The sequence below is a fragment of the Caulobacter soli genome, assembly GCF_011045195.1.
GTDB lineage: Bacteria > Pseudomonadota > Alphaproteobacteria > Caulobacterales > Caulobacteraceae > Caulobacter > Caulobacter soli.
Genome location: NZ_CP049199.1, coordinates 2610587 through 2629601, shown reverse-complemented (window position 1 = coordinate 2629601; position 19015 = coordinate 2610587). Strand labels below are relative to the sequence as shown.

Below are 19015 nucleotides of genomic sequence, written 5' to 3'. Positions count from 1 at the left end.
CTTGACCGCCGCGTCCTGCGATATCTGGTTCTACCACCTCGAGCGCAGCCCCTTGGAAGAGGTGCTGCCCGGGCTGCTGGAAAAGACCCTGGGACGCGGTTGGCGGGCCCTGGTGCGCGGCGGCGATCCCGCGCGCCTGCGCGCCCTGGACGCCCATCTGTGGACCTGGCGCGACGACAGTTTCCTGCCGCATGGCCTGGACGACGAGCCGATGGCCGACCGCCAGCCGGTGCTGCTGACCGACAAGCTGGACAACCCGAACGGCGGTCAGGCGTTGTTCCTGCTCGACGGGGCCGAGCCGGGCGATCTTTCGGCGTTCGAACGCTGCATCCTGCTGTTCGACGGTCGTGACGAGGAAGCCCTGCGCCTGGCGCGAGGGCGTTGGAAAGCTTTCAAGGGCGCGGGCCACCCCGTGTCCTACTGGCGTCAGGGCGCCGAACGCGGTTGGGAGAAACAGGCATGAAGCGGTTCGTACTGGGCGCCGTCGCGCTGTTCCTGGCCTCGTGCTCCAGCGGCGCGCCGGCTCCCGCGCCCATGCCGCCGCCGGCCACGCCGACCGCGCCGTCCGCCATTGCCTTGCCCACCGCGCCGGTGGCCGAGAAGGACCAGTGCGGCCTGAAGGACGCCCAGGCCTTCGTCGGCAAGAACCGCACCGACCTGCCGGCGCCCGTCGATCCCTCGCGCTGGCGCGTGGCCTGCACGACGTGCCCGGTGACCATGGACTATCGCCCCGACCGGCTGAACATCCTGTTCAATCCCGATACGGGCGTCGTTCAGCAGGTGAAGTGCGGCTAGGCGCCCTGGCGCGGGTCGTGAGGCTGGCTCGGCGCCAGATCCAGCTCTCGCAAGCGTCGCCGCCAGCGTGGATCGCTGTCCTGGGTCAGGCCGAAGATCTGCAGGAAGCCCACGGCGGCTCGGGGCGGCGCGCGCGGAGCCGCGATGATCGCCAGCGTCGGCGGCGCCACGGCCTCCACCATCAGCGGCGCCACGGTCCAGTGTTCGGGCCAGGCCATGACCTCGACGCCAGGATGAGCCTTGAGGTGCGGACAATGCGCCAGCGAGCGCTTGACGCAGGCGTCATGAAGTGGGGCGATCGAGCCGGCGTCGATGATGATCCGTTCGTTGGGCACCGGAGCGGGTAGGGCCATACCCAGGCCTCGGGCGCGCAGCAGGCCGGCGGGCGCACGCTTGGCGACCTGGGTCCAGCGGTCGCCGGAGGCCGTGGGCTCTCCGCACATGGGGCACAACATCCGGCCCACCGTCTCGCGCTGGCGGCGGAAGTGGTTCAGCGAGTACTGGGGCTTGCCCTGTCCCGGCCGCTCGGCCTGGCAGACCGCCAATCGTCCGCCAACGGTCGGGCAGGGGCGTACGCCCAGGCTCTCCTCCCTTCAGTCTGGATTCCTGCGACATGACCGCTCCCGGGATCACCGGCAGCATGGACCCGGCCCGGCGCGAGCGTAAGGCCTCGGAGCGCTAGCGGGTTCCGACGCCCGGAAACAGCGCCGGTTCGCCGTCGAACACGCCCAGATAGCCCAGCTCGCCCAGCAACGGGGTCATGGTGTCGGCATAGTCGTCGGCATGCTTGAGCAGCGGCGCGGGGCGGCCGGTCTGATCCTGCAGGCGATAGACGGTCCACATCTTGCCGCGCGGCGCCGCCGCGCCCGGTTGCAGGTAGCGATGCTCCCAGCCGACCAGGGCCGGCGTGCGATCGGTCTCTATGTCGAACGGGCGATCGCGGAACGCCAGGTCCATGTCCAGCCGCATGGCCTCGGCCAGACGTTGATCCAGCCATTCGCCGAACGCCATCAGCACCGACGTGGCCGACAGGCCTTCGGGATTGGCGACGATGTGATTTCGGGACGTGGTTCCTGAACTCATGCGAGCAGGATTACGCTCCGCGATCTCACATATTGGCTAAGAGACGTGGTTTCGCGGCGGTTAACCAAGGGTTGTGCAAAATCAGCCCCCGCGTTTTGCCTCTGCTGGGCAAGAAACGCCGGCCAAGCTTGCTACGTCATACAACGTAGCATTGATTTTCCGATGGTTTTTCTCCGGCACGGTGATTGCTCCCGTCCGGCCAGCGAAACCGGAGATCGAGTGATGACCATCGGCGCGACGAATTCGACGAGCGGCTTGGCCCAGACGACGGCGACGACCGCGCCTCGTCCAGACGCGGGGTTCCTGGTCTCGGAACTGAAGCGTATCGATATCTCCACGATCAAGCCGTTGGCCGCCCGCCTGCCCCCTGTGGCGAGGCTCCCGTCGCTGATCGACCCCAGAAACATGATTGACGCCATGCGGAACTCCGGCGTCACCTCCGACGACGACCCGTCCAAGCTGTTCGCCGAGGTCTACAAGGACGGCAAGGTGGTGGCCCGGCTCTACAACGGCGGCTCGTCGACCACCTACGGCCAGGCGGATGGGATCGTCACCGGGACCGACGAGCCCTATGCCGGCGGTCCCCAGCTGGCTCAATGGCGGGCCAACAAGATCGCCGCCGCGTTGGGCGGGACCGTCAAGATGGCCGACACCGCCCAGACCCAGTCGCAGTGGGAGATCACTTACGCCGCCGACCAGGCCAAGCGCGACCAGGCCATGGCGCCGTATCGCGCGGCCATGGACGCCTTCCGCGCCCAGTGGGATCCGACGACCGCTCAGGTCTCGACGAGCGCCTAGGCCTCGGCAGCCGCCAGTTCTTCGGCCAGGCTCATCCAGGACGCTTCGGCCTCGTCCAGCTTGGCCTTGGCGTTGTCGCGGCGCTTGGTCAGTTCGGCGACCTTGGTCGGGTTCTTGTAGAGCTGCGGATCGGCCAGTTGGGTTTCCAGCTCGGCGACCTGGCGGGTGGTGCGGGTGACGACCTGCTCGGCGGCCTCGATTTTGCGCTTCAGCGGTTCGATGGCGACGGTCTTCCTGGCGGGCGCGGCGGCCGGAGCGGCCTTCACGTCCTCGCGCGCCACCTGGGTCGGCTTCACCGACTGCTTGGCGCGGTCGAGCACGAACTTGGCGTATTCGTCCATGTCGCCGTCGAACGGCTTGACGGTGCCGTCGGCGGCCAGCCACAGGCGGTCGGCGACCAGTTCCATCAGCGAACGGTCGTGGGTGATCAGGATCACCGCGCCCTCGTAGTCATTCAGGGCGTCCAGCAGGGCGCGGCGGCTGTCGATGTCCAGGTGGTTGGTCGGTTCGTCGAGGATCAGCATGTGCGGCGCGTCCATCGCCACCATGTTGAGCAGCAGACGAGCGCGTTCGCCGCCCGACAGGTTGGCGACCGTGGTCTCCTGCTTCTCGAAGCCCAGGCCGAACTGGGCCAGCTTCGAGCGGCGCGAGCTTTCCGAGGCGTCCGGCATGGCCCGCCGGATGATCTCCAGCGGGGTGTCGACCGGATCCATCGCCTCGATCTGGTGCTGGTGAAACCAGCCGACCCGCATCTTGCGGTCGCGGTGGAATTCGCCCGACTGCACGCCCAACGCCCCGGCGATCATCTTGGCGAAGGTCGACTTGCCCGCGCCGTTGACGCCCAGCAGGCCGATGCGGTCGTCCAGGTCCATGCGCAGGTTGAGGTTCTTTAGGATCGAGCGGCCTTCCTCGTAGCCCACATTGGCGCGCTCCAGCCGGATCAGCGGCGGCGGCAGCGGGCGGGGCGGCGAGGGCAGGGTGAAGGGCGCGACGCGCTCCTCGATCGTGGTGGCCACCGGCTGCATCTTGGCCAGGCGCTTCATGCGGGACTGCGCTTGCGCCGCTTTGGAGGCCTTGGCCTTGAAGCGGTCGACGAAGGCCTGCAGGTGGGCGCGCTCGGCGTCCTGCTTGGCTTTCGCGGAGAGTTGCAGGCGGGCCTTCTCGGCGCGACGCTCCTCGAAGTCGTCGTAGCCGCCGGTGTAGAGCTCCAGCTTGCCGCCGGCCAGGTGCAGCATGTGCGTACAGCTGTTGTTGAGCAGCTCGCGGTCGTGGCTGACGATCAGGGCGGTGTGCGGGTACTTCTGCAGCCTGGCTTCGAGCCAGAGCGCGCCTTCCAGGTCGAGATAGTTGGTCGGTTCGTCCAGCAGCAGCATGTCGGGTTCGGCGAACAGCGCCGCGGCCAGGGCCACGCGCATCCGCCAGCCGCCGGAGAACTCTGCCATCGGCCGCGCCAGGTCGTCTTGCGTAAAGCCCAGGCCCACCAGGATTTCCGAAGCCTTGGCCGGCGCGGCGTCGGCGTCGATCTCGATCAAGCGGGCCCAGATCTCGCCCATCTCCTCGGGTTCGGCCGTGTCCAGGCGCGTGAGCAGGCTGTGACGCTCCTCGTCGGCCTCCAGCACCGTCTCCAGCAAGGTGAAGGGCGTGGCCGGGTGCTCCTGGTCCACCGAACCGATGCGCGCGCTCTTGGGCAGGCTGATTTCGTCGTCGCCGGCCTGCAGTTGACCCAGGATCAATTTGAACAGCGTGGACTTGCCCACGCCGTTGCGTCCGATCAGTCCGACCTTGGAGCCTGGGGGCAGACTCACGCTGGCGTGGTCGAAGAACTTGCGACCCCAGGCGTTGAACGTCAGGTCTTTGATCTGGAGCATTTGATTTTAAGGTTACGCGGCGGGTTGGCGGGGAGGAGGCGCCCGGCTATAAGCCCGCAACCTCCCAATCGACAAACTTTCTCTGTGAGATTTTCGGATCATGACCGAACGCACCTTCTCGATCATCAAGCCTGACGCCACGCGTCGCAACCTGACGGGCAAGATCAACGCCGTCATCGAAGAAGCCGGTCTGCGCATCGTGGCCCAGCGCCGCGTGAAGCTGAGCGACGCTCAAGCCAAGAAGTTCTACGAAGTCCACGCCGAGCGCCCGTTCTACGGCGAACTCGTCGCGCAAATGACCGCCGAACCGGTGGTCGTTCAGGTGCTGGAAGGCGACAACGCCGTCCTGAAGTACCGCGAAGTGATGGGCGCGACCAACCCGGACAACGCCGACGAAGGCACGATCCGCAAGCTGTTCGCGCTGTCGATCGGCGAGAACTCGGTCCACGGTTCGGACAGCCTGGAAAACGCGGGCATCGAAATCGCCCAGTTCTTCAAGGACGAAGAAATCGTCGGCTAAGGCTTCCGCCTTACCGATACGAAGAGGCCGGCGGAGCGATCCGCCGGCCTTTTTGTTTGCGAAGGCCGCCTCGGATCGGTGACGATCTCCTCAGCGTCGCTGGGGACCAGGAGCATGAAGGACTATCGCCGTCGCGACGTTGCTCTGGCGGTCGGGCTGTCGGGCGTCGCCGGCTATGTCGACGCCATCGGCTTCCTGAAGCTTGGCGGCTTCTTCGTCTCGTTCATGAGCGGCAACTCCACGCGCCTGGGCGTGGGGATCGCCACCGGGCAGTGGACGATGGCGCGCACCGCCCTGGCGCTGATCGGGTTGTTTGTCGTCGGGGTGGTGCTGGGGGCGTTGGTCGCGCGCAAGGCGGGCGAAGATCGGCGATCGGTGATCCTGGCTCTGGTGGCCGCCCTGCTGGCCATCGCCGCCGCCTTGATCTCCGCGGGCTTTAACACCGCTGGCGTCGCGGCCATGGTCTTGGCCATGGGGGCCGAGAACGCGGTGTTCCAGCGGGACGGCGATGTGGGCCTCGGTCTGACCTACATGACCGGCGCCCTGGTCAAGGCCGGCCAGCGGATCGCCACGGCCCTGACCGGCGGCGACCGCTGGGCTTGGGGCCCTTACACCCTGCTGTGGGCCGGGCTGAGTCTTGGCGGCGCTCTGGGCGCTGCGGCCTATCTGTGGTTCGGCGTCCTGGCCCTGTGGGCGGCGGCGGCGCTGATCGCGATCCTTGCCGCCGCCAAGGCCTGGCGGGAAAGCCTCAGAGGCTGATCACCCCGTCGGCGCCTTCGCCGCCTCGGCCGCGCGCAGCAGGCGCAGGACGTTGCCGCTCCAGATCTTTTGAAGATCGGCCTCGGTGTAGCCCTCGGCCAGCAGGGCCTGGGAGATCTTCCAGTAGTCCGAGGCGTCGTTCAGGCCGGTGACGCCGCCGCCGCCGTCGAAGTCGATGCCGACGCCCACGTGATCGACCCCAGCCACCTTCAGGGCGTGGTTGAGGTGGTTCATGAAGTCCTGGAAGGTCGCCTTGGTCACCGGCCACTTGGCGTCGATGGCGTTACGCTCGGCCAGGAAGGCGGCGCGCTGCTCCTCGGTCATCTTGTTGCGGGCCCCGACCTTGGCCATCAGGGCGGCCATGGCGGCCTCGCGGTCGGGGTTCTTGGGCGTGTCGATCAGATAGCTGGAATAGGCGTCGACCTGGATCACCCCGCCGCTGTCGGCCAGTGCCTTGATGCGGGCGTCGTCGACATTGCGCGGATGGTCGAACACCGCCTTGCAGCCCGAATGGGTCAGGATCACCGGGGTCTTCGAAAGAGCAATAAGCTGGTCCAGCACGTCGTCGGACGAGTGCGAGCCGTCCAGCACGATCCCCAGCCGGTTGGCTTCAGCGACGTACTGCTTTCCGAGCGGCGACAGGCCATGCCACTCGGGCTTGTCGGTCGAGCTGTCGGCCATGTCGTTGTTCTTGAAGTGCGCCAGGCCGCTGATCCGCACGCCCAGGGCGTAGAAGCTGGACAGCAGGGTGACGTCGCCGTCGATCGGGTAGCTGTTCTCGATGCTCATGAAGACCACCCGCTTGCCCTGGGCGGCGATCTTGGCGGCGTCGTCGGCCTTCAACGCCAGGCCGAACTTGTCGCCGTGCTTGGCGACCATCTCGCGGATCTCGACGCCGCGGATCAGGGCGCCGTCGCGGGCGGCGCGGGTGGCCTCGGGCGTGCGCGGACCCTGGGGCGTGTAGATGGCGAAGAAGCCGCCATCCAGTCCGCCCTCGACCATGCGCGGATAGTCGATCTGCGAGCCGTCCTTCGCCGCGTCGTGACGGTCCAGGATGTCCCAGCCCGGCCGGCCGAAATTGGCCGGCGTGTCCAGGTGGGTGTCGAGGGTCAGAAGACCCTCGTGGATCTTGCGAGCCGAGGCGGCGGTTTCGGCGGCCCAAACCAAGGAGGAAGGGGCGGAAGAGGCGAGGGCGAGGGCCGAGACGGCGGCGAGAAGCAGGGTGCGGGTCATGCGGATACTCGAAAGCTGTCCGGCCAGCCTCTCACGAGGCTGGCCGGGAGGTGGACCTAGAAGTCGGCGGAAAGGGTGAACTGGATCGTCCGGTGCGAGCCGGGCCGGAAGGTGGCCGGGGTGTTCACCGTGGTGCTGATCGTGCCCAGATAGTCCTTGTCGAAGATGTTATCGACATTGACCCGCGCCTTGACCTGCTTGAGCGGACCGGCCGCGAAGCCATCGCCCAGGTCGAGATAGGCGTTGACGATCGTGTAGCCCTTGGTCGTCTCGCTGTTGGTGAAGTTGGTGTAGCGGTCGTCGATGTGGCGGGCCGAGACGTTGAACACCACTCCGTCGGTCGGCTCGACCGTCACCCCGCCCTGGAACAGCCATTCGGGGAAGTCGGGCACCGCATTGCCGGCGATCTTCAGCGCCGCCGGCGTCGGGGTCAGGGTGAAGTTGGCGATGTCGTCCTGGAACTCCGACTTGTTGTACGAGGCGTTGGCGTTGAAATAGATCTTGCCGCCCAGCAGCTCCGGCTTCCACTGGCCGCTGAACTCGGCCCCGGAGGCCTTCACCGCCCCGACGTTCTGGTAGAAGGTCTCGGTCGTGCCGCCGCCGCCCGGCACCAGGGCCGCGAAGGCCTGCAGGCGGTTCTTGAACTCGGTCTTGTAGACCACGAACGAGGCGTTGAACGTCGGCCGGTTGGCGCGGTAGCCCAGTTCCAGGTTGGTCGAGGTTTCCGGTTCCGGACCCGGCGCCGACGGGCTGGCGGCCGAGAACACGTCGTCCGCGCCGCGGGGCAGGGCCATGTTCTCCGAATAGGACGAGAAGATCTGGTCGCGGCTGTTGAGGTTGTAGACCACGCCCACCTGCGGCAGGAAATCGTCCTTCCAGTTGGCCTTGATGGTCGGCTGGCGCTTGGCGATGTAGTCGGCCGGATTGCGATAGCCGCTGATCTTGTAGTCGATGTCGGTGGCCTTGAAGCCCAGCTCGACCTTCAGCTTGTCGTCGACCAGACTCAGCGTGTCCTTCAGGAAGAACTGGGTGGTCTCGCGGGTCGACGTGTAGTTGCGCTGCAGGTGAACCGGCTCGTTCAGCAGCGGCGCGCCGTCGGGATTGCCGTCCTGGACGTTATAGCGCGCCTGGGTGCGGTGATAGTCGTCGTCCTCGAGCCAGAGCCCGGCCTCGAACTTGTTGAAGCCCGCGCGCCAGGCCACCTTGCCGGTCACGCCCTTGCGGGTGCCGTCGATGCCCGACAGGCCGTACTGCAGGCCCTTGGGGGCGGTGAGGCCGGCCACGATCAGGCGCTCGGCGTTGTAGCTGGCCAGCGAGGTGGTGTAGGCCTCGGGCGAGACGCCATACCCGCTCTTGTCCTCGTAGTAGCCGGTGGCGGTCACGTCGATCGCGTCGGTGATCGGGGTGTTGAGGGTCAGGCCGTAGAGGTGGTCCTTCCGCTTGTTGACCGCGAACTTGTAGTACTGGGCGTAGTTGGCGTTGGAGTAGGGGACGCCCGCCGTGGTCTGGGGCAGGCTGGAATCGGTGGCCGCCGAGCCGAACGGCGTCGAGAGCGGCACATTGCCCAGATAGGCGAAGCTGCGGCCCTTGCGGCCGAACGGATCGTTGGCCGTGCCGGCGTATTGCGCCTTGGTGATCGAGGGGCTGTCATAGTCGTAATAGTCGTTGTGCACGGTCTGGAAGCTGATGTTCCCGCCGTTGGACAGGGCGTAGTTGATCTTGCCCTCATAGTGCTTGCGGTCGATCGTGCCCGGACCGCGCCACAGGTCGCCCTTGATCCACGAGCCGCTGACATAGGCCGACAGCCCCGCGTGCTCGCCGGTCTCCAGGCGCAGGAAGGTGCGGCGCAGGCTGTCGCTGCCGAAGGTCTGGCTGGCCGAGCCGCCGGCCGTCTCGGAGGGCTTCTGGGTGAAGTAGTCGACGATCGGGCCCAGCGAGGCGTAGCTGGGCAGGGCGACGTCGCCGGCCCCCGCCGAGGCCGTCACGCGGTTGAGGTTCTCGTTGTCGACATAGCGATAGATCGGGCTGCCGCCGAACTGGTCGCTGCGGCCCATCGGAATGTTGTCGAGCAGGAAGCCGATCTGCTGGAAGTTGAAGGCCCGCACCGAGACCGAGTTGCCGAACTCGTACATGCCCAGGGCGTCGTTGGCCTGGACGTTGAAGCCCGGCAGGCTCTCCAGCATCTTCAGGCCGGTCACGCCGGCCGGGGCCGACAGCAGCGCCTCGCGAGTGATCGAGACCGTGGCGGTGGCGTGGTCGGTGCCGATGGCGACGCTGGCCTCGGACACCCGGGCCCCGGTGACGACCAGTTCATCGACGGTCGAGACCTTGTCGGCCTCCTGGGCCAGGGCCGGCGTCGCGCCTCCCAGAACGGTGGCGGCGAGCAGCAAGGCCCGGAAATGGCGCGAGGCCGGTGAAAGACGCGTGTTCGTCATGACTATCCCCAATCATTTTGACTGAGGCCAAGCTCGACGGTCGTCTTATCCAGGTAAATTCAGAAAAGCTGTTTGCGATAATAATATAAAATCAGGTCCAAGCGCTGCGCAGTCATGTATAAATTATGAACATTGAAAATATTCTATATTGTTACCTCAAATGGGTATCTCGCGAAAACCACACAGGTCATCGCGTTGAAGCCGGACGAACTTCGAAAATGGATCGTGGAGCGTGGATTCAGGTCATCGGCAGCCAAGAGGTGTCGTGACGAACCGTCATGGTCCGCCTTCCGCACCCCCGCTGTCCTTGGCGCCTGAGAGATTCAGCGGTCCCACCCGTTGGACGGGAGATCGCCTTGCTCCTTCGGCGAGGGCGCACGCAGACGCGCCCTGCTTTCCAGCGTTTCGAGGCCGTCGCGGTCCTTTTGCTTGAGCGTTTCCGGGGCGGTTTCGCCTTCAGCGCCGGGCCGAGACCCGATCTCTCCCGCGAGAGCCCCTTCAGGAGGATCGGCAACTGATGTTGCGTCAATTCATGGAAACGCCGATTTCACGGCTTGGTCGCGGGCGCCCTCGTGGGGCGCAGCCGTAGCCGCTTTTCCCGGCGTCCCATCGCGCGGAAGTTCGTTCTGGTGCAAGTCGGGGGCGCTTAGAGCCCCCGCACGAACTCGGCCAAGGTCGCCGGATAGAGCTGGTGCTCCTGCTCCAGCACGCGGTCGCTCAGCATGTGCTCGGTGTCGCCCGGCAGGATCGGCACGCGGGCCTGGCCCAGCACCGGGCCTTCGTCGACGCCGGCGGTGACCAGGTGGACGGTGCAGCCGGCCTCGACCTCGCCGGCGGCCAGGGCGCGGCCGTGGGTGTCCAGGCCGGGATAGGCCGGCAACAGGGACGGGTGGATGTTGAGCATCCGGCCTTCCCAGGCGTTCACCAGGAACGGCGTCAGGATGCGCATGTAGCCCGCCAAGGCCACGACCTGGATTCCGCGCTGGCGCAGGGCCGCGTCGATGGCGCGCTCGTGGGCCTCGCGGTCCTTGCCGAAGTCGCGCTGGTCGACGGCCAGGGCCTCGGTCCCCGCCGCGGCGGCCGTGGCCAGGCCGCCGGCCTCGGGCTTGTTCGACAGCACCAGGGCGATCTCGAACGGGCAGGCGGGGTCCTGGGCGGCCCGGACCAGGGCCTCCATGTTGGAGCCCCGGCCGGAGATCAAGACAGCGACCTTGGTCTTGCTCATTCTAGGCCGCGACGAGCTGGCCGCAGATGAAGGCGTCCTCGTCGGCGTTCAGCAGGGCCGCCAGCACCGGCTCGGCGTCCGAAGCCGCCACCACCAGGATGAAGCCCACGCCGCAGTTGAACGTGCGGCGCAGTTCATGGTCGGAAATGCCGCCTTCGCGCTGCAGCCAGTCGAAGACCGGGGGCAGGGGCCAGGCGTTCCAGTCGAACTCGGCCTTCAGGCCCTCGGCGATGCAGCGCGGCGGGTTCTCGATCAGGCCGCCGCCGGTGATGTGGGCGCCGCCCTTGACCCGGCCCGACTGCAGCAGGGGCAGGATCGACTTCACATAGATGCGGGTCGGGGCCATCAGGGCCTGGGCCAGGGTCTGGCCTTCCGCGAAGGAGGCCGGGGCGTCCCAGGCCAGGCCCGAACGCTCGACCACGCGGCGCACCAGCGAATAGCCATTGGAGTGCGGACCGGACGAGCCGATGCCGATGATCACATCGCCGGCCCGCTGCTTGTCCAGCTTGGGCAGGACGCCGTCACGCTCGACCGCCCCGACCGAGAAGCCGGCCAGGTCGTATTCGCCGTCGCTGTACATGCCCGGCATTTCGGCGGTCTCGCCGCCCACCAGGGCCGCCCCGGCCAGCTTGCAGCCGTCGGCGATGCCGGCCACCACGCTGGTGGCGGTCGCGACGTCCAGCTTGCCGGTGGCGAAATAGTCGAGGAACAGCAGCGGCTCGGCGCCCTGGGCCAGCAGGTCGTTGACGCACATGGCCACCAGGTCGATCCCGACCGTGGCGTGCATGCCGGTGTCGATGGCGATGCGCAGCTTGGTGCCGACGCCGTCGGTGGTGGAGACCAGCAGCGGGTCGTCGTAACCGGCCGCCTTCAGGTCGAACAGGGCGCCGAAGCCGCCCAGGCCGCCGTCCGCGCCGGGGCGCCGGGTGGCCTTGGCCAGGGGCTTGATGGCCTCGACCAGGGCGTTGCCCGCATCGATATCCACGCCGGCCTGGGCGTAGGTGAGGCCGTTTTGGGGGTCGCTCATGCGTTCGCTCTGGGTCGAAGACGGCCCAACGGGCCGTTTTTGAAAGGAAACTTGCCGCACACCCCAAGCTTGTGCTTGCAGACTCGGGGGTGCGCGAGGCTATTAGCAGCCGATGACGACGATCACCACTACCGCTGAGCTGGCGGCGTTCTGTAATGAGTTGAAGGGACAGCCCTTCATCGCCGTGGACACCGAGTTCATGCGCGAGACCACCTACTGGCCCAAGCTGTGCTTGATCCAGGTGGCCTCTCCGGACACCGAAGCCTGTATCGATCCGCTGGCCGAGGGCATCGACCTCGAGCCGCTGCTTGAGATCCTGCGCGATCCGTCGATCCTGAAAGTGTTCCACGCCGCGCGCCAGGACGTCGAGATCTTCAACAATCTCAACGCGATGCCCACGCCGCTATTCGACACCCAGGTGGCCGGCATGGCCGCCGGGTTCGGCGAGCAGATCGCCTATGACGCCCTGGTCCGCCAGATGCTGAAGATCGAGCTGGACAAGTCCAGCCGCTTCACCGACTGGGCCCGCCGTCCGCTGAGCGACGCCCAGCTGACCTACGCCGTCGCCGACGTGACCCATCTGGCGACCCTGTTCCCCATTCTGCGCGACCGCCTGGAAAAGGCCGGACGCCTGGCCTGGGTGGAAGAGGAGATGAAGGCGCTCAACGATCCGGCCGCCTACGACGTCGATCCGGAAAAGGCCTGGCGCCGCCTGCGTCCGCGCAAGACCGCCGCCAAGTACCTGGCGGTGTTCAAGGCCGTGGCCGCCTGGCGCGAGCGCACCGCCCAGACCCGCGACCAGCCGCGTGGCCGCATCCTGAAGGACGAGGCCATCGACGAACTGGCCACCCAGGCGCCGACCTCGCTGGACGGGCTCAACACCCTGCGCAGCGTGCCCAAGGGCTTTGGCGGCTCCAAGTTCGGTCCCGACCTGCTGGCCGCGATCAAGGCCGCCCTGGCCGATCCGGAAGGCTATGCGCCGGTGCTGGAAAAGTCCGGCCCGCCGCCGCCCGCCTCGGCCGGCGCGGTTGTCGAGCTGCTGAAGGTGCTGCTGAAGGCCCGCGCCGAAGAGGCCGGCGTGGCCTCCAAGCTGATCGCCACCGTCTCGGACCTGGAAAAGATCGCCGCCGACGACGAAGCCAACACGCCCGCCCTGCAAGGCTGGCGGCTGGAGGCCTTCGGTTCGGACGCTCTGAAGATCAAGCGTGGCGAATTGGCCCTGGTGCTGGACGGTACCCGGGTGCGTGTGGTTGAAGTGCGGCGCGCGCCCAAGCCGGACTGAGGGCGCGGAAGGACGAGAGTCCTTTTGTCGTCCGGCGGCCTGTCGGGGGCGCTTTCGGTATGCGTATAACGTGGGACAGCCTGGCCGAAGCCTATAGGCCCGCGGCCCTTTCCCATCAGCGCCAGATCCCGCTGCGTATCTTCATCATCGCCGTGGTCTGCGCCATGCTGGCGTGGCGGCCCACCTTCGCCTTCCTGGGCCCCTGGGGCGTCGCCGGCATGGTGGCCCAACTCGTCGAATACGCCGCGCTCAGGGAATTCCTGAAACGGCCCGCGCCCGGTCGCGCCGTGGCGTACACCATCGCCGCCGACGTCCTCCTGGCCGTCGTGTTCGGTTGGGTGGTCGTGCCGATGTGGGCGATCGGAACGCCGGTGGCGTCCGCCGCCGCCGTCGTGCTGGCCACCGGTTCGGTGCTGACCGCCCTGATGGGCGCGGAAGGCTGCGTGGCGGCGTTCGTGGCGGCGGTGACGCCGCACATGGCCTATATGTTCATTCTGCCGTTCGTCGGCGCCACGGCGCAGGACCGGATGGCGCCGTACTATGTCGTCGGCGTGGGGCTGTTCACCCTGGTGCTGGGCCTGGTTTTCGCCTGGTCGCACCGCACTTTCGCGGCCGAACGCGCGGCGCGCAGGACCGCCGAGGCCCAGACGGCGGCCAAGTCGGCCTTCATCGCCATGGTCAGCCACGAACTGCGCACGCCGCTGAGCGCGATCCTCAGCGGGGCCGCTGATCTGGCGCGAGACACCGCCGATGCCCGGACCCAGGACAAGGGGGCGCTGATCGCCGACGCCGGCTCCATGATGCGGAGCCTGCTCAACGACCTGCTCGACCATTCCAAGATCGAGGCCGGCCGCATGAGCGTCGAGGTCCTGGATTTCGACCCCAAGGCCCTGGTCAACGACACGGTGCGGTTCTGGCGGGCGGGCGCCAAGGCCAAGGGCCTGTCGCTGAAGATGACGGGCGGCCGCGACCTGCCGGCCTGGCTGCGCGGCGATCCGGTCCGTATCCGCCAGATCCTCAACAACCTGGTGTCCAACGCCATCAAGTTCACCGCCGCGGGTCGCGTAGAGGTCGCCGTCGAGGCCCGCCGCCAGGGCGAGACCTGGATGCTGAGCGTCACGGTCAGCGACACCGGGCCGGGCCTGACCGCCGAGCAGCTGTCGCGCCTGTTCACCGCCTATGACCAGTTGGGCGCCGACACCGCGCGGACCTTCGGCGGCACGGGCCTTGGCCTGTCGATCAGCCGCGACCTGGCCCAGCTGATGGGCGGCGACCTGATCGCCCAGGCTCCGGCTGGCGGCGGCGCGCGCTTCGTGCTGAGCCTGCCCGCCCTGGAAGGCGCCGCGCCGCCCAAGCCCGCGTCCCAGGAGACTGTGCCGCACGTGTTCGCCGGCGCGCCGACGGCTCTGGTAGTCGACGACCACGAGGTCAATCGCCGGGTTCTCGACCAGATCCTGCGCGCCCTGGGGCTGCGGGTCGAGACAGCCAGCGACGGCGAGGCGGCCCTGACCATCGCCGGCGCCCAGCGGTTCGACGTCATCCTGATGGACGTCAACATGCCGGGACTGGACGGGCTGGACGCCACGCGTCGCCTTCGCGCCCAGGGACCCAATGCGGTCACCCCCGTGATCGCGGTCACCGCCGGCGTTTCGCCGGCCGAGCGCGAGGCCTGCGTGGCGGCGGGCATGAACGATTGCGTCGAGAAGCCATTCGAGGTCGCCCGCCTGCACAACGCCCTGGCGCGAGTCCTCGAGCGGCAGGACGCCTAGACCGCGCCGCGCTCCATCACCGCGGCGATCGCCTCGATCAGCTTGCCAGCGTCGACGGGCTTGGCCACCACGCCGTCCATGCCCGCCTGGGCGTATTCGGCCACCTGGTGGCTCATGACATTGGCCGACAGGGCCAGGATCGGGGTGGGAGAGAGGCTGTGCGTGCTCTCGCGCTCGCGGATCGCCCGCGTGGCCTCGATGCCGTTCATGATGGGCATCTGCACGTCCATCAGGATCAGGTCGAAGTCGTCGGCATGGAAGGCGTCCAGCGCCTCGCGACCGTTGGCGACGGTGTGCAGGTCGACGCCGGCCGGCTCGAGCAGGGCGCGCAGGATGAACTGGTTGGTGGCGTTGTCCTCGGCCGCCAGGATGCGCAGCGAACGGATGTCGCCTTCGCCGGGGGCGGGATCCAGATAGTCGGCCGCGTCGGCGCGCACGAATGGCAGGCGGAAGACGAAGGTCGAGCCCTTGCCCTTGGCGCTGTCCATGCGCAGGGTTCCGCCCATCCGCTCGACCAGCTCGCGCGAGATCGCCAGGCCCAGGCCGGTGCCGCCGAACTTGCGGGTGGTCGAGCTGTCGGCCTGGACGAACTTCTCGAACAGCCCCGCGATGCGATCGGGCGCGATGCCAATGCCGGTGTCGGTCAGGGTGAAGGCCAGGCCCTCCGGCGTCGCCGCGACGGTCAGCCGGATTCGCCCTTCGGCGGTGAACTTCACGGCGTTGGACGCGAGGTTCGACAGCACCTGGCGCAAACGCACGCTGTCCCCGCACCAAGCGCCCAGGGCGTCGGGCGCGATCTCGGTGACGAACTCAACGTCCTTCTGGTGAGCCAGCAGGGCGAAGGGACGACAGGCGGCCGCCACCGTCTGGGCCAGGTCGAACACGTGGTCATCCAACTCGAAGCGCCCGGCCTCGATCTTGGACAGGTCCAGCACGTCATTGAGGATGGCCAGCAGGGTCTCGCCGCTGTCGCGGATGATCTTCAGGTGCTCGCGATGGGGCGAGCCCAGGCCGCTCTGTTCCATCACCTGGGCCATGCCCAGCACGCCGTTCAGGGGCGTGCGGATCTCGTGACTCATATTGGCCAGGAACTGCGACTTGGCCAGGCTGGCGCTCTGGGCGCGGTCGCGGGCCTCGACAACCTCGACCATGGCCGCCTTCTGACCGGCTTCCGAGGCGTCGAGCTCGCGCACCACCCGGCGGATGCGCAGGGCCAGGGCCAGGCCGGCGATGGCCAGCAGCAGCACGACGGGCAGAACCAGCGGCGCGGCCTGGCGCACGGCGTCCAGGCCCGGCTGCTTGGGATCCCAGGCCAGCCAGCCCAGGGGCAGGCCGCTGGGGTCAGGCAGCACGACGGCGGTCGTCTTGTCGGGCGCCACGTCCAGCACCCTGGGGCGGCGGATCCGCATTTCCTTGGACAGGACGGGCAGCAGATGGCGATCCACCCGCTGGGCGCAAAGCACGATCACCGCCGGCTCGGGACGGCGCGGATGGCTCAACTTTTCAGGCGTCACCGTCGAAACGGCGACCATGTAGATCCGCTCGCCGGCGCGAACCAGTCCGTGGGCGGTTTCGGCGACGGCCGCGGCGTTGGGATCGACCGGCTTGCGACTTGCCCGGGCGGCGGCCTCCTGCCGACGGACATCGGCGATCAGGACGTCGGCGGCGGCGACGATGGCCGACTGGCTCGTCGACGGAACCCGCCCCTGCTCGGCCCAGGCGTAGAAGGGCCGGTCGTGGGCGTCGAGCGCGACGGCCAGGTCGTCGCCCCGGTTGTTGGCGTAGTAGGAGCCGATCTCGCGATCGAGCCAGCCGACATCGGCGCCCGGCGCCAGCTTGTCATAGGCCTGATCCCAGACGGCCGCGGCGGCGACGTCGCTGTCCAGCCGATCCAGGGACCGTTCCAGCGTCTGCTCGACGACGACATGCTCCTCGCGCGCCTGCAGACGATCGACGGACACCGCGGCGAACGCCAGCAGCGCGCAGCCGCCCAGGACGACGATCGCCACGACGATCGCCCCCAGCACCAGCAGGCTGCGCACCGCGCGGCGTCCCGCCGGCATGGCGTTCAAGATGTCCGTCCCCCTGCCCATGGCCCCCAATGGCACGCGCGTGTGTTAAAACGGTAAAGGTTGCGTGTGTGGGGTAACGTTGTTCCGTAAAAGCTGTTCCGGATCAACGGGTCAGGTGTGGAACCAGATTGCTCGCGGCCACCGCCAGCGAGCCCAGGATCACGGCGTGGAAGACCAGGCCGACGATGACCGTGCGTTTCACCGACCAGCCGGCGTCGGCCGCGAAGGCGTGGGCCAGGTCGTTCTGCAGGCGGCGGGCCGGGCCGACGACGGACACGTCGCTTTCGTTGGCGAGTCTCAGTTCAGGCCGCGCGCGGGGCGCGGGAAAGGCGACGATATGGTCTTCGACGTGTTCGACTTCGGCGATCCGCTGCTTCTGCATGGATGTGCTCCCTTTGATGTGGTGGAGCTTGCGCCGCCTGTGGATAACAAACCGTGCTCGTTGAGCAATGTTCGGTGCGGCGGCATGTCGCGCTCCCCTAGGTAGTAAAAGGCGAGCAGGCAAAGGAAAGGGCCGGCTCCTTTTGAAACCGGCCCCATCTGGTCCTGACTTTTTGGTCTTGGCGTCGATCCAGTATTACGAAGCGGACGCCAACCTTGAACGTCCGGCCGACGCGGCGGGCGCTACAGCGTCGTGATCTTGAGTTTCAGCCCCAGCAAGGTCGCCAAGGCGCCAGCCCGCTTGGCGGTCTGCTCGCCCAGCAGCAGGTCGGCGTAGCCCGGCTCGGCGGCCAGCAGCAGTTCGCCCTTGTCGATGGCCAGGCGCGAGCGAGCCAGCAGGGGCGCGCTGCGGCCCGACAGATCGCAGCCCAGGCGGATGGCCGCGCCGACGGCCCGGGCCCGCTTCAGCCGGCCGGGCGAGAGCAGGCGCTCCAGCACGTCGATCTCCGGCGGATCAAAGGCGGTGGCGTGGCGAGCGAACGAGGCGGCGGCCAGGAAGGCGCGCTCGGCGTGGGTCTGGCCGGCGATCGGGGCGCGCAGCACCTGCTCGAACACCAGGTCGGCGCGATGGTCCGGGTGCAGGCGCGCGCCCAGGTCGGCCAGGCGGCAGGCGGCCGAGATCAGGACCGCGTCGCGCGGGCCGAAACAGGGCGGCAGCTGGGTCAGGGCCGGGGTCAGCCAGGCGTCGAGCGCCGCGCCCAACTCGTCGGCCACGCCCTGTCGAGCCCCCAACGAGGCGCAGCCTTCAATGAGCGGATCCAGCCGGCGCACGCCGGGCGGCATGGCTTCGAACAGCAGGCCTTCGCGCACGCCATAGGCCGAGATCTCGATGCGCTTGAGGTCCAGGCTCTCGATCAACTGCTCCAGCACCACGGCGGCGTAGGGCAGGGTCTCCGAGCGCTTCTTGCTCATGCCCTCGATGCGCTCGAGCGAGCTCTTGGACTGGTGGGCGACCAGGCGGGCGGCGTCCAGGGCCTCGGCGCGGCTGATCTCGTACTGGTGGACGACGTGCAGCGGATAGCCGCTGAGGCGCATGTGCAGCAGGGCCAGGTTGCGCCAGGCGCCGCCGACCGCGTGGAACACCTCGGTCTTGAAGGCCTCGGCCGCCGGGGCCAGGCGCTGGGCGCACAGCCGGCGCACCTTCTCCAGGTCGAAGCCGTCCGACAGGCCCAGGCTGAAGGGACCCAGGGGCAGGGTGACGCCCAGCCCCGCGCCCGTGGTCTCCAGGCGGATCAGCTCCAGGCTGGCGCCGCCCAGGTCGCCGACCACGCCGGTGGCGTCGGGCGTGCCGGCCAGGACGCCGACGGCGGCGTAACGGGCCTCTTCCTCGCCCGACAGGACGCGGGTGTTGAAACCGGTCTCGGCCCGGATCCGCTCGACGAAGGCCTTGCCGTCCTTGGCTTCGCGGACGGCGGCGGTGGCGGCGATGAAGGTCTCGGCCGGCTTGACGGCTTCGAGCACGGCCCGGAAGCGTTTCAGCGCCGCCAGGGTCTGGGCCACGCCGTCGGGGTTCAGCTTGCCGCCGTCGCCCAGGTCACGGCCCAGTCCCGCCAGGACCTTCTCGTTGAAGACCGTCCAGATGGCGCGGCCTTCCAGCCGGTACACCACGAGGCGGACCGAGTTGGAGCCGATATCGATAACGGCCGCGTCGCGCGGCGCCGCAAAAGGCATGGGGGTGGTTTAGCGCATTGGGCGAGGAGGGGAAGGC

17 protein-coding genes and 1 riboswitch are annotated in these 19015 nt (G+C 68.1%); of the genes, 7 read left to right on the top strand and 10 right to left on the bottom strand.

Going from position 1 to position 19015, the window contains the following annotated elements; translation table 11 throughout:
• The first annotated feature begins 1 nt into the window (after window position 1).
• Together G3M62_RS12275 and G3M62_RS12270 are read left to right on the top strand one after the other, a co-directional pair.
• The gene (locus G3M62_RS12275; protein ID WP_165187385.1) at window positions 2–463 is read left to right on the top strand and encodes a DNA polymerase III subunit chi; all 462 of its coding nucleotides are present in this window, start codon (window positions 2–4) and stop codon (window positions 461–463) included.
• Entirely contained in the window at window positions 460–795 is a 336-nt protein-coding gene (locus tag G3M62_RS12270) for a peptidase inhibitor I78 (protein WP_165187384.1), read from the top strand. Before G3M62_RS12275 ends, G3M62_RS12270 begins: the two co-directional genes overlap by 4 nt.
• Here the strand turns inward: G3M62_RS12270 and G3M62_RS12265 are convergent.
• Entirely contained in the window at window positions 792–1340 is a 549-nt protein-coding gene (locus tag G3M62_RS12265) for a hypothetical protein (protein WP_205691859.1), read from the bottom strand. The genes G3M62_RS12270 and G3M62_RS12265 overlap by 4 nt on opposite strands.
• A 133-nt stretch (window positions 1341–1473) precedes the next feature.
• The gene (locus G3M62_RS12260) at window positions 1474–1878 is read right to left on the bottom strand and encodes a hypothetical protein (protein ID WP_165187382.1); all 405 of its coding nucleotides are present in this window, start codon (window positions 1876–1878) and stop codon (window positions 1474–1476) included.
• Between the two features lie 222 nt (window positions 1879–2100).
• Between G3M62_RS12260 and G3M62_RS12255 the strand changes: the two genes are divergently transcribed.
• A complete protein-coding gene (locus G3M62_RS12255; RefSeq protein ID WP_165187380.1) occupies window positions 2101–2676 on the top strand; it encodes a hypothetical protein in 576 nt (191 codons plus the stop codon).
• On the opposite strand, the gene G3M62_RS12250 is transcribed toward G3M62_RS12255, so the two are convergent.
• Window positions 2673–4544, bottom strand: coding sequence for an ABC-F family ATP-binding cassette domain-containing protein (locus G3M62_RS12250; RefSeq protein WP_165187378.1), 1872 nt, complete (start codon window positions 4542–4544; stop codon window positions 2673–2675). The two genes, G3M62_RS12255 and G3M62_RS12250, sit on opposite strands and share 4 nt — an antisense overlap.
• A gap of 100 nt (window positions 4545–4644) precedes the next feature.
• Between G3M62_RS12250 and ndk the strand changes: the two genes are divergently transcribed.
• Both ndk and G3M62_RS12240 read left to right on the top strand, forming a co-directional pair.
• Window positions 4645–5064 carry a nucleoside-diphosphate kinase gene (gene ndk / locus G3M62_RS12245; protein ID WP_165187376.1) on the top strand — a complete coding sequence of 140 codons (420 nt, stop codon included), beginning with the start codon at window positions 4645–4647 and terminating at the stop codon, window positions 5062–5064.
• Window positions 5065–5178: 114 nt separating this feature from the next.
• Complete coding sequence (locus tag G3M62_RS12240; RefSeq protein WP_165187375.1) at window positions 5179–5823, top strand: YoaK family protein; 645 nt, start codon at window positions 5179–5181, stop codon at window positions 5821–5823.
• Here G3M62_RS12240 and G3M62_RS12235 read toward each other — a convergent pair whose 3' ends face one another.
• From G3M62_RS12235 to purM, 4 genes are all read right to left on the bottom strand, one after another.
• Window positions 5824–7056, bottom strand: a complete 1233-nt coding sequence (locus tag G3M62_RS12235; RefSeq protein ID WP_165187373.1) for a dipeptidase — start codon at window positions 7054–7056, stop codon at window positions 5824–5826.
• A 56-nt stretch (window positions 7057–7112) separates the two neighbouring features.
• Window positions 7113–9503, bottom strand: coding sequence for a TonB-dependent receptor (locus tag G3M62_RS12230; protein ID WP_165187371.1), 2391 nt, complete (start codon window positions 9501–9503; stop codon window positions 7113–7115).
• A gap of 395 nt (window positions 9504–9898) precedes the next feature.
• A riboswitch (glycine riboswitch) is annotated at window positions 9899–9988 on the bottom strand.
• Window positions 9989–10137: 149 nt separating this feature from the next.
• On the bottom strand, window positions 10138–10716 hold the full coding sequence (gene purN / locus G3M62_RS12225) for a phosphoribosylglycinamide formyltransferase (protein ID WP_165187370.1): 579 nt from the start codon (window positions 10714–10716) through the stop codon (window positions 10138–10140).
• A 1-nt stretch (window position 10717) separates the two neighbouring features.
• The gene (gene purM / locus G3M62_RS12220; RefSeq protein ID WP_165187368.1) at window positions 10718–11743 is read right to left on the bottom strand and encodes a phosphoribosylformylglycinamidine cyclo-ligase; all 1026 of its coding nucleotides are present in this window, start codon (window positions 11741–11743) and stop codon (window positions 10718–10720) included.
• A 112-nt stretch (window positions 11744–11855) separates the two neighbouring features.
• Between purM and rnd the strand changes: the two genes are divergently transcribed.
• Complete coding sequence (gene rnd / locus G3M62_RS12215; protein ID WP_165187366.1) at window positions 11856–13025, top strand: ribonuclease D; 1170 nt, start codon at window positions 11856–11858, stop codon at window positions 13023–13025.
• A gap of 59 nt (window positions 13026–13084) precedes the next feature.
• The gene (locus G3M62_RS12210) at window positions 13085–14794 is read left to right on the top strand and encodes a response regulator (protein WP_165187364.1); all 1710 of its coding nucleotides are present in this window, start codon (window positions 13085–13087) and stop codon (window positions 14792–14794) included.
• Here G3M62_RS12210 and G3M62_RS12205 read toward each other — a convergent pair.
• The 3 genes from G3M62_RS12205 to G3M62_RS12195 all read right to left on the bottom strand — a co-directional run bounded on the left by G3M62_RS12205 (window position 14791) and on the right by G3M62_RS12195 (window position 18978).
• The gene (locus G3M62_RS12205) at window positions 14791–16857 is read right to left on the bottom strand and encodes a hybrid sensor histidine kinase/response regulator (RefSeq protein WP_246263574.1); all 2067 of its coding nucleotides are present in this window, start codon (window positions 16855–16857) and stop codon (window positions 14791–14793) included. The genes G3M62_RS12210 and G3M62_RS12205 overlap by 4 nt on opposite strands.
• Before the next feature lie 112 nt (window positions 16858–16969).
• Window positions 16970–17248, bottom strand: a complete 279-nt coding sequence (locus G3M62_RS12200) for a hypothetical protein (protein WP_165187360.1) — start codon at window positions 17246–17248, stop codon at window positions 16970–16972.
• A gap of 242 nt (window positions 17249–17490) precedes the next feature.
• The gene (locus G3M62_RS12195; protein ID WP_165187358.1) at window positions 17491–18978 is read right to left on the bottom strand and encodes a Ppx/GppA phosphatase family protein; all 1488 of its coding nucleotides are present in this window, start codon (window positions 18976–18978) and stop codon (window positions 17491–17493) included.
• Between the last annotated feature and the right edge of the window lie 37 nt (window positions 18979–19015).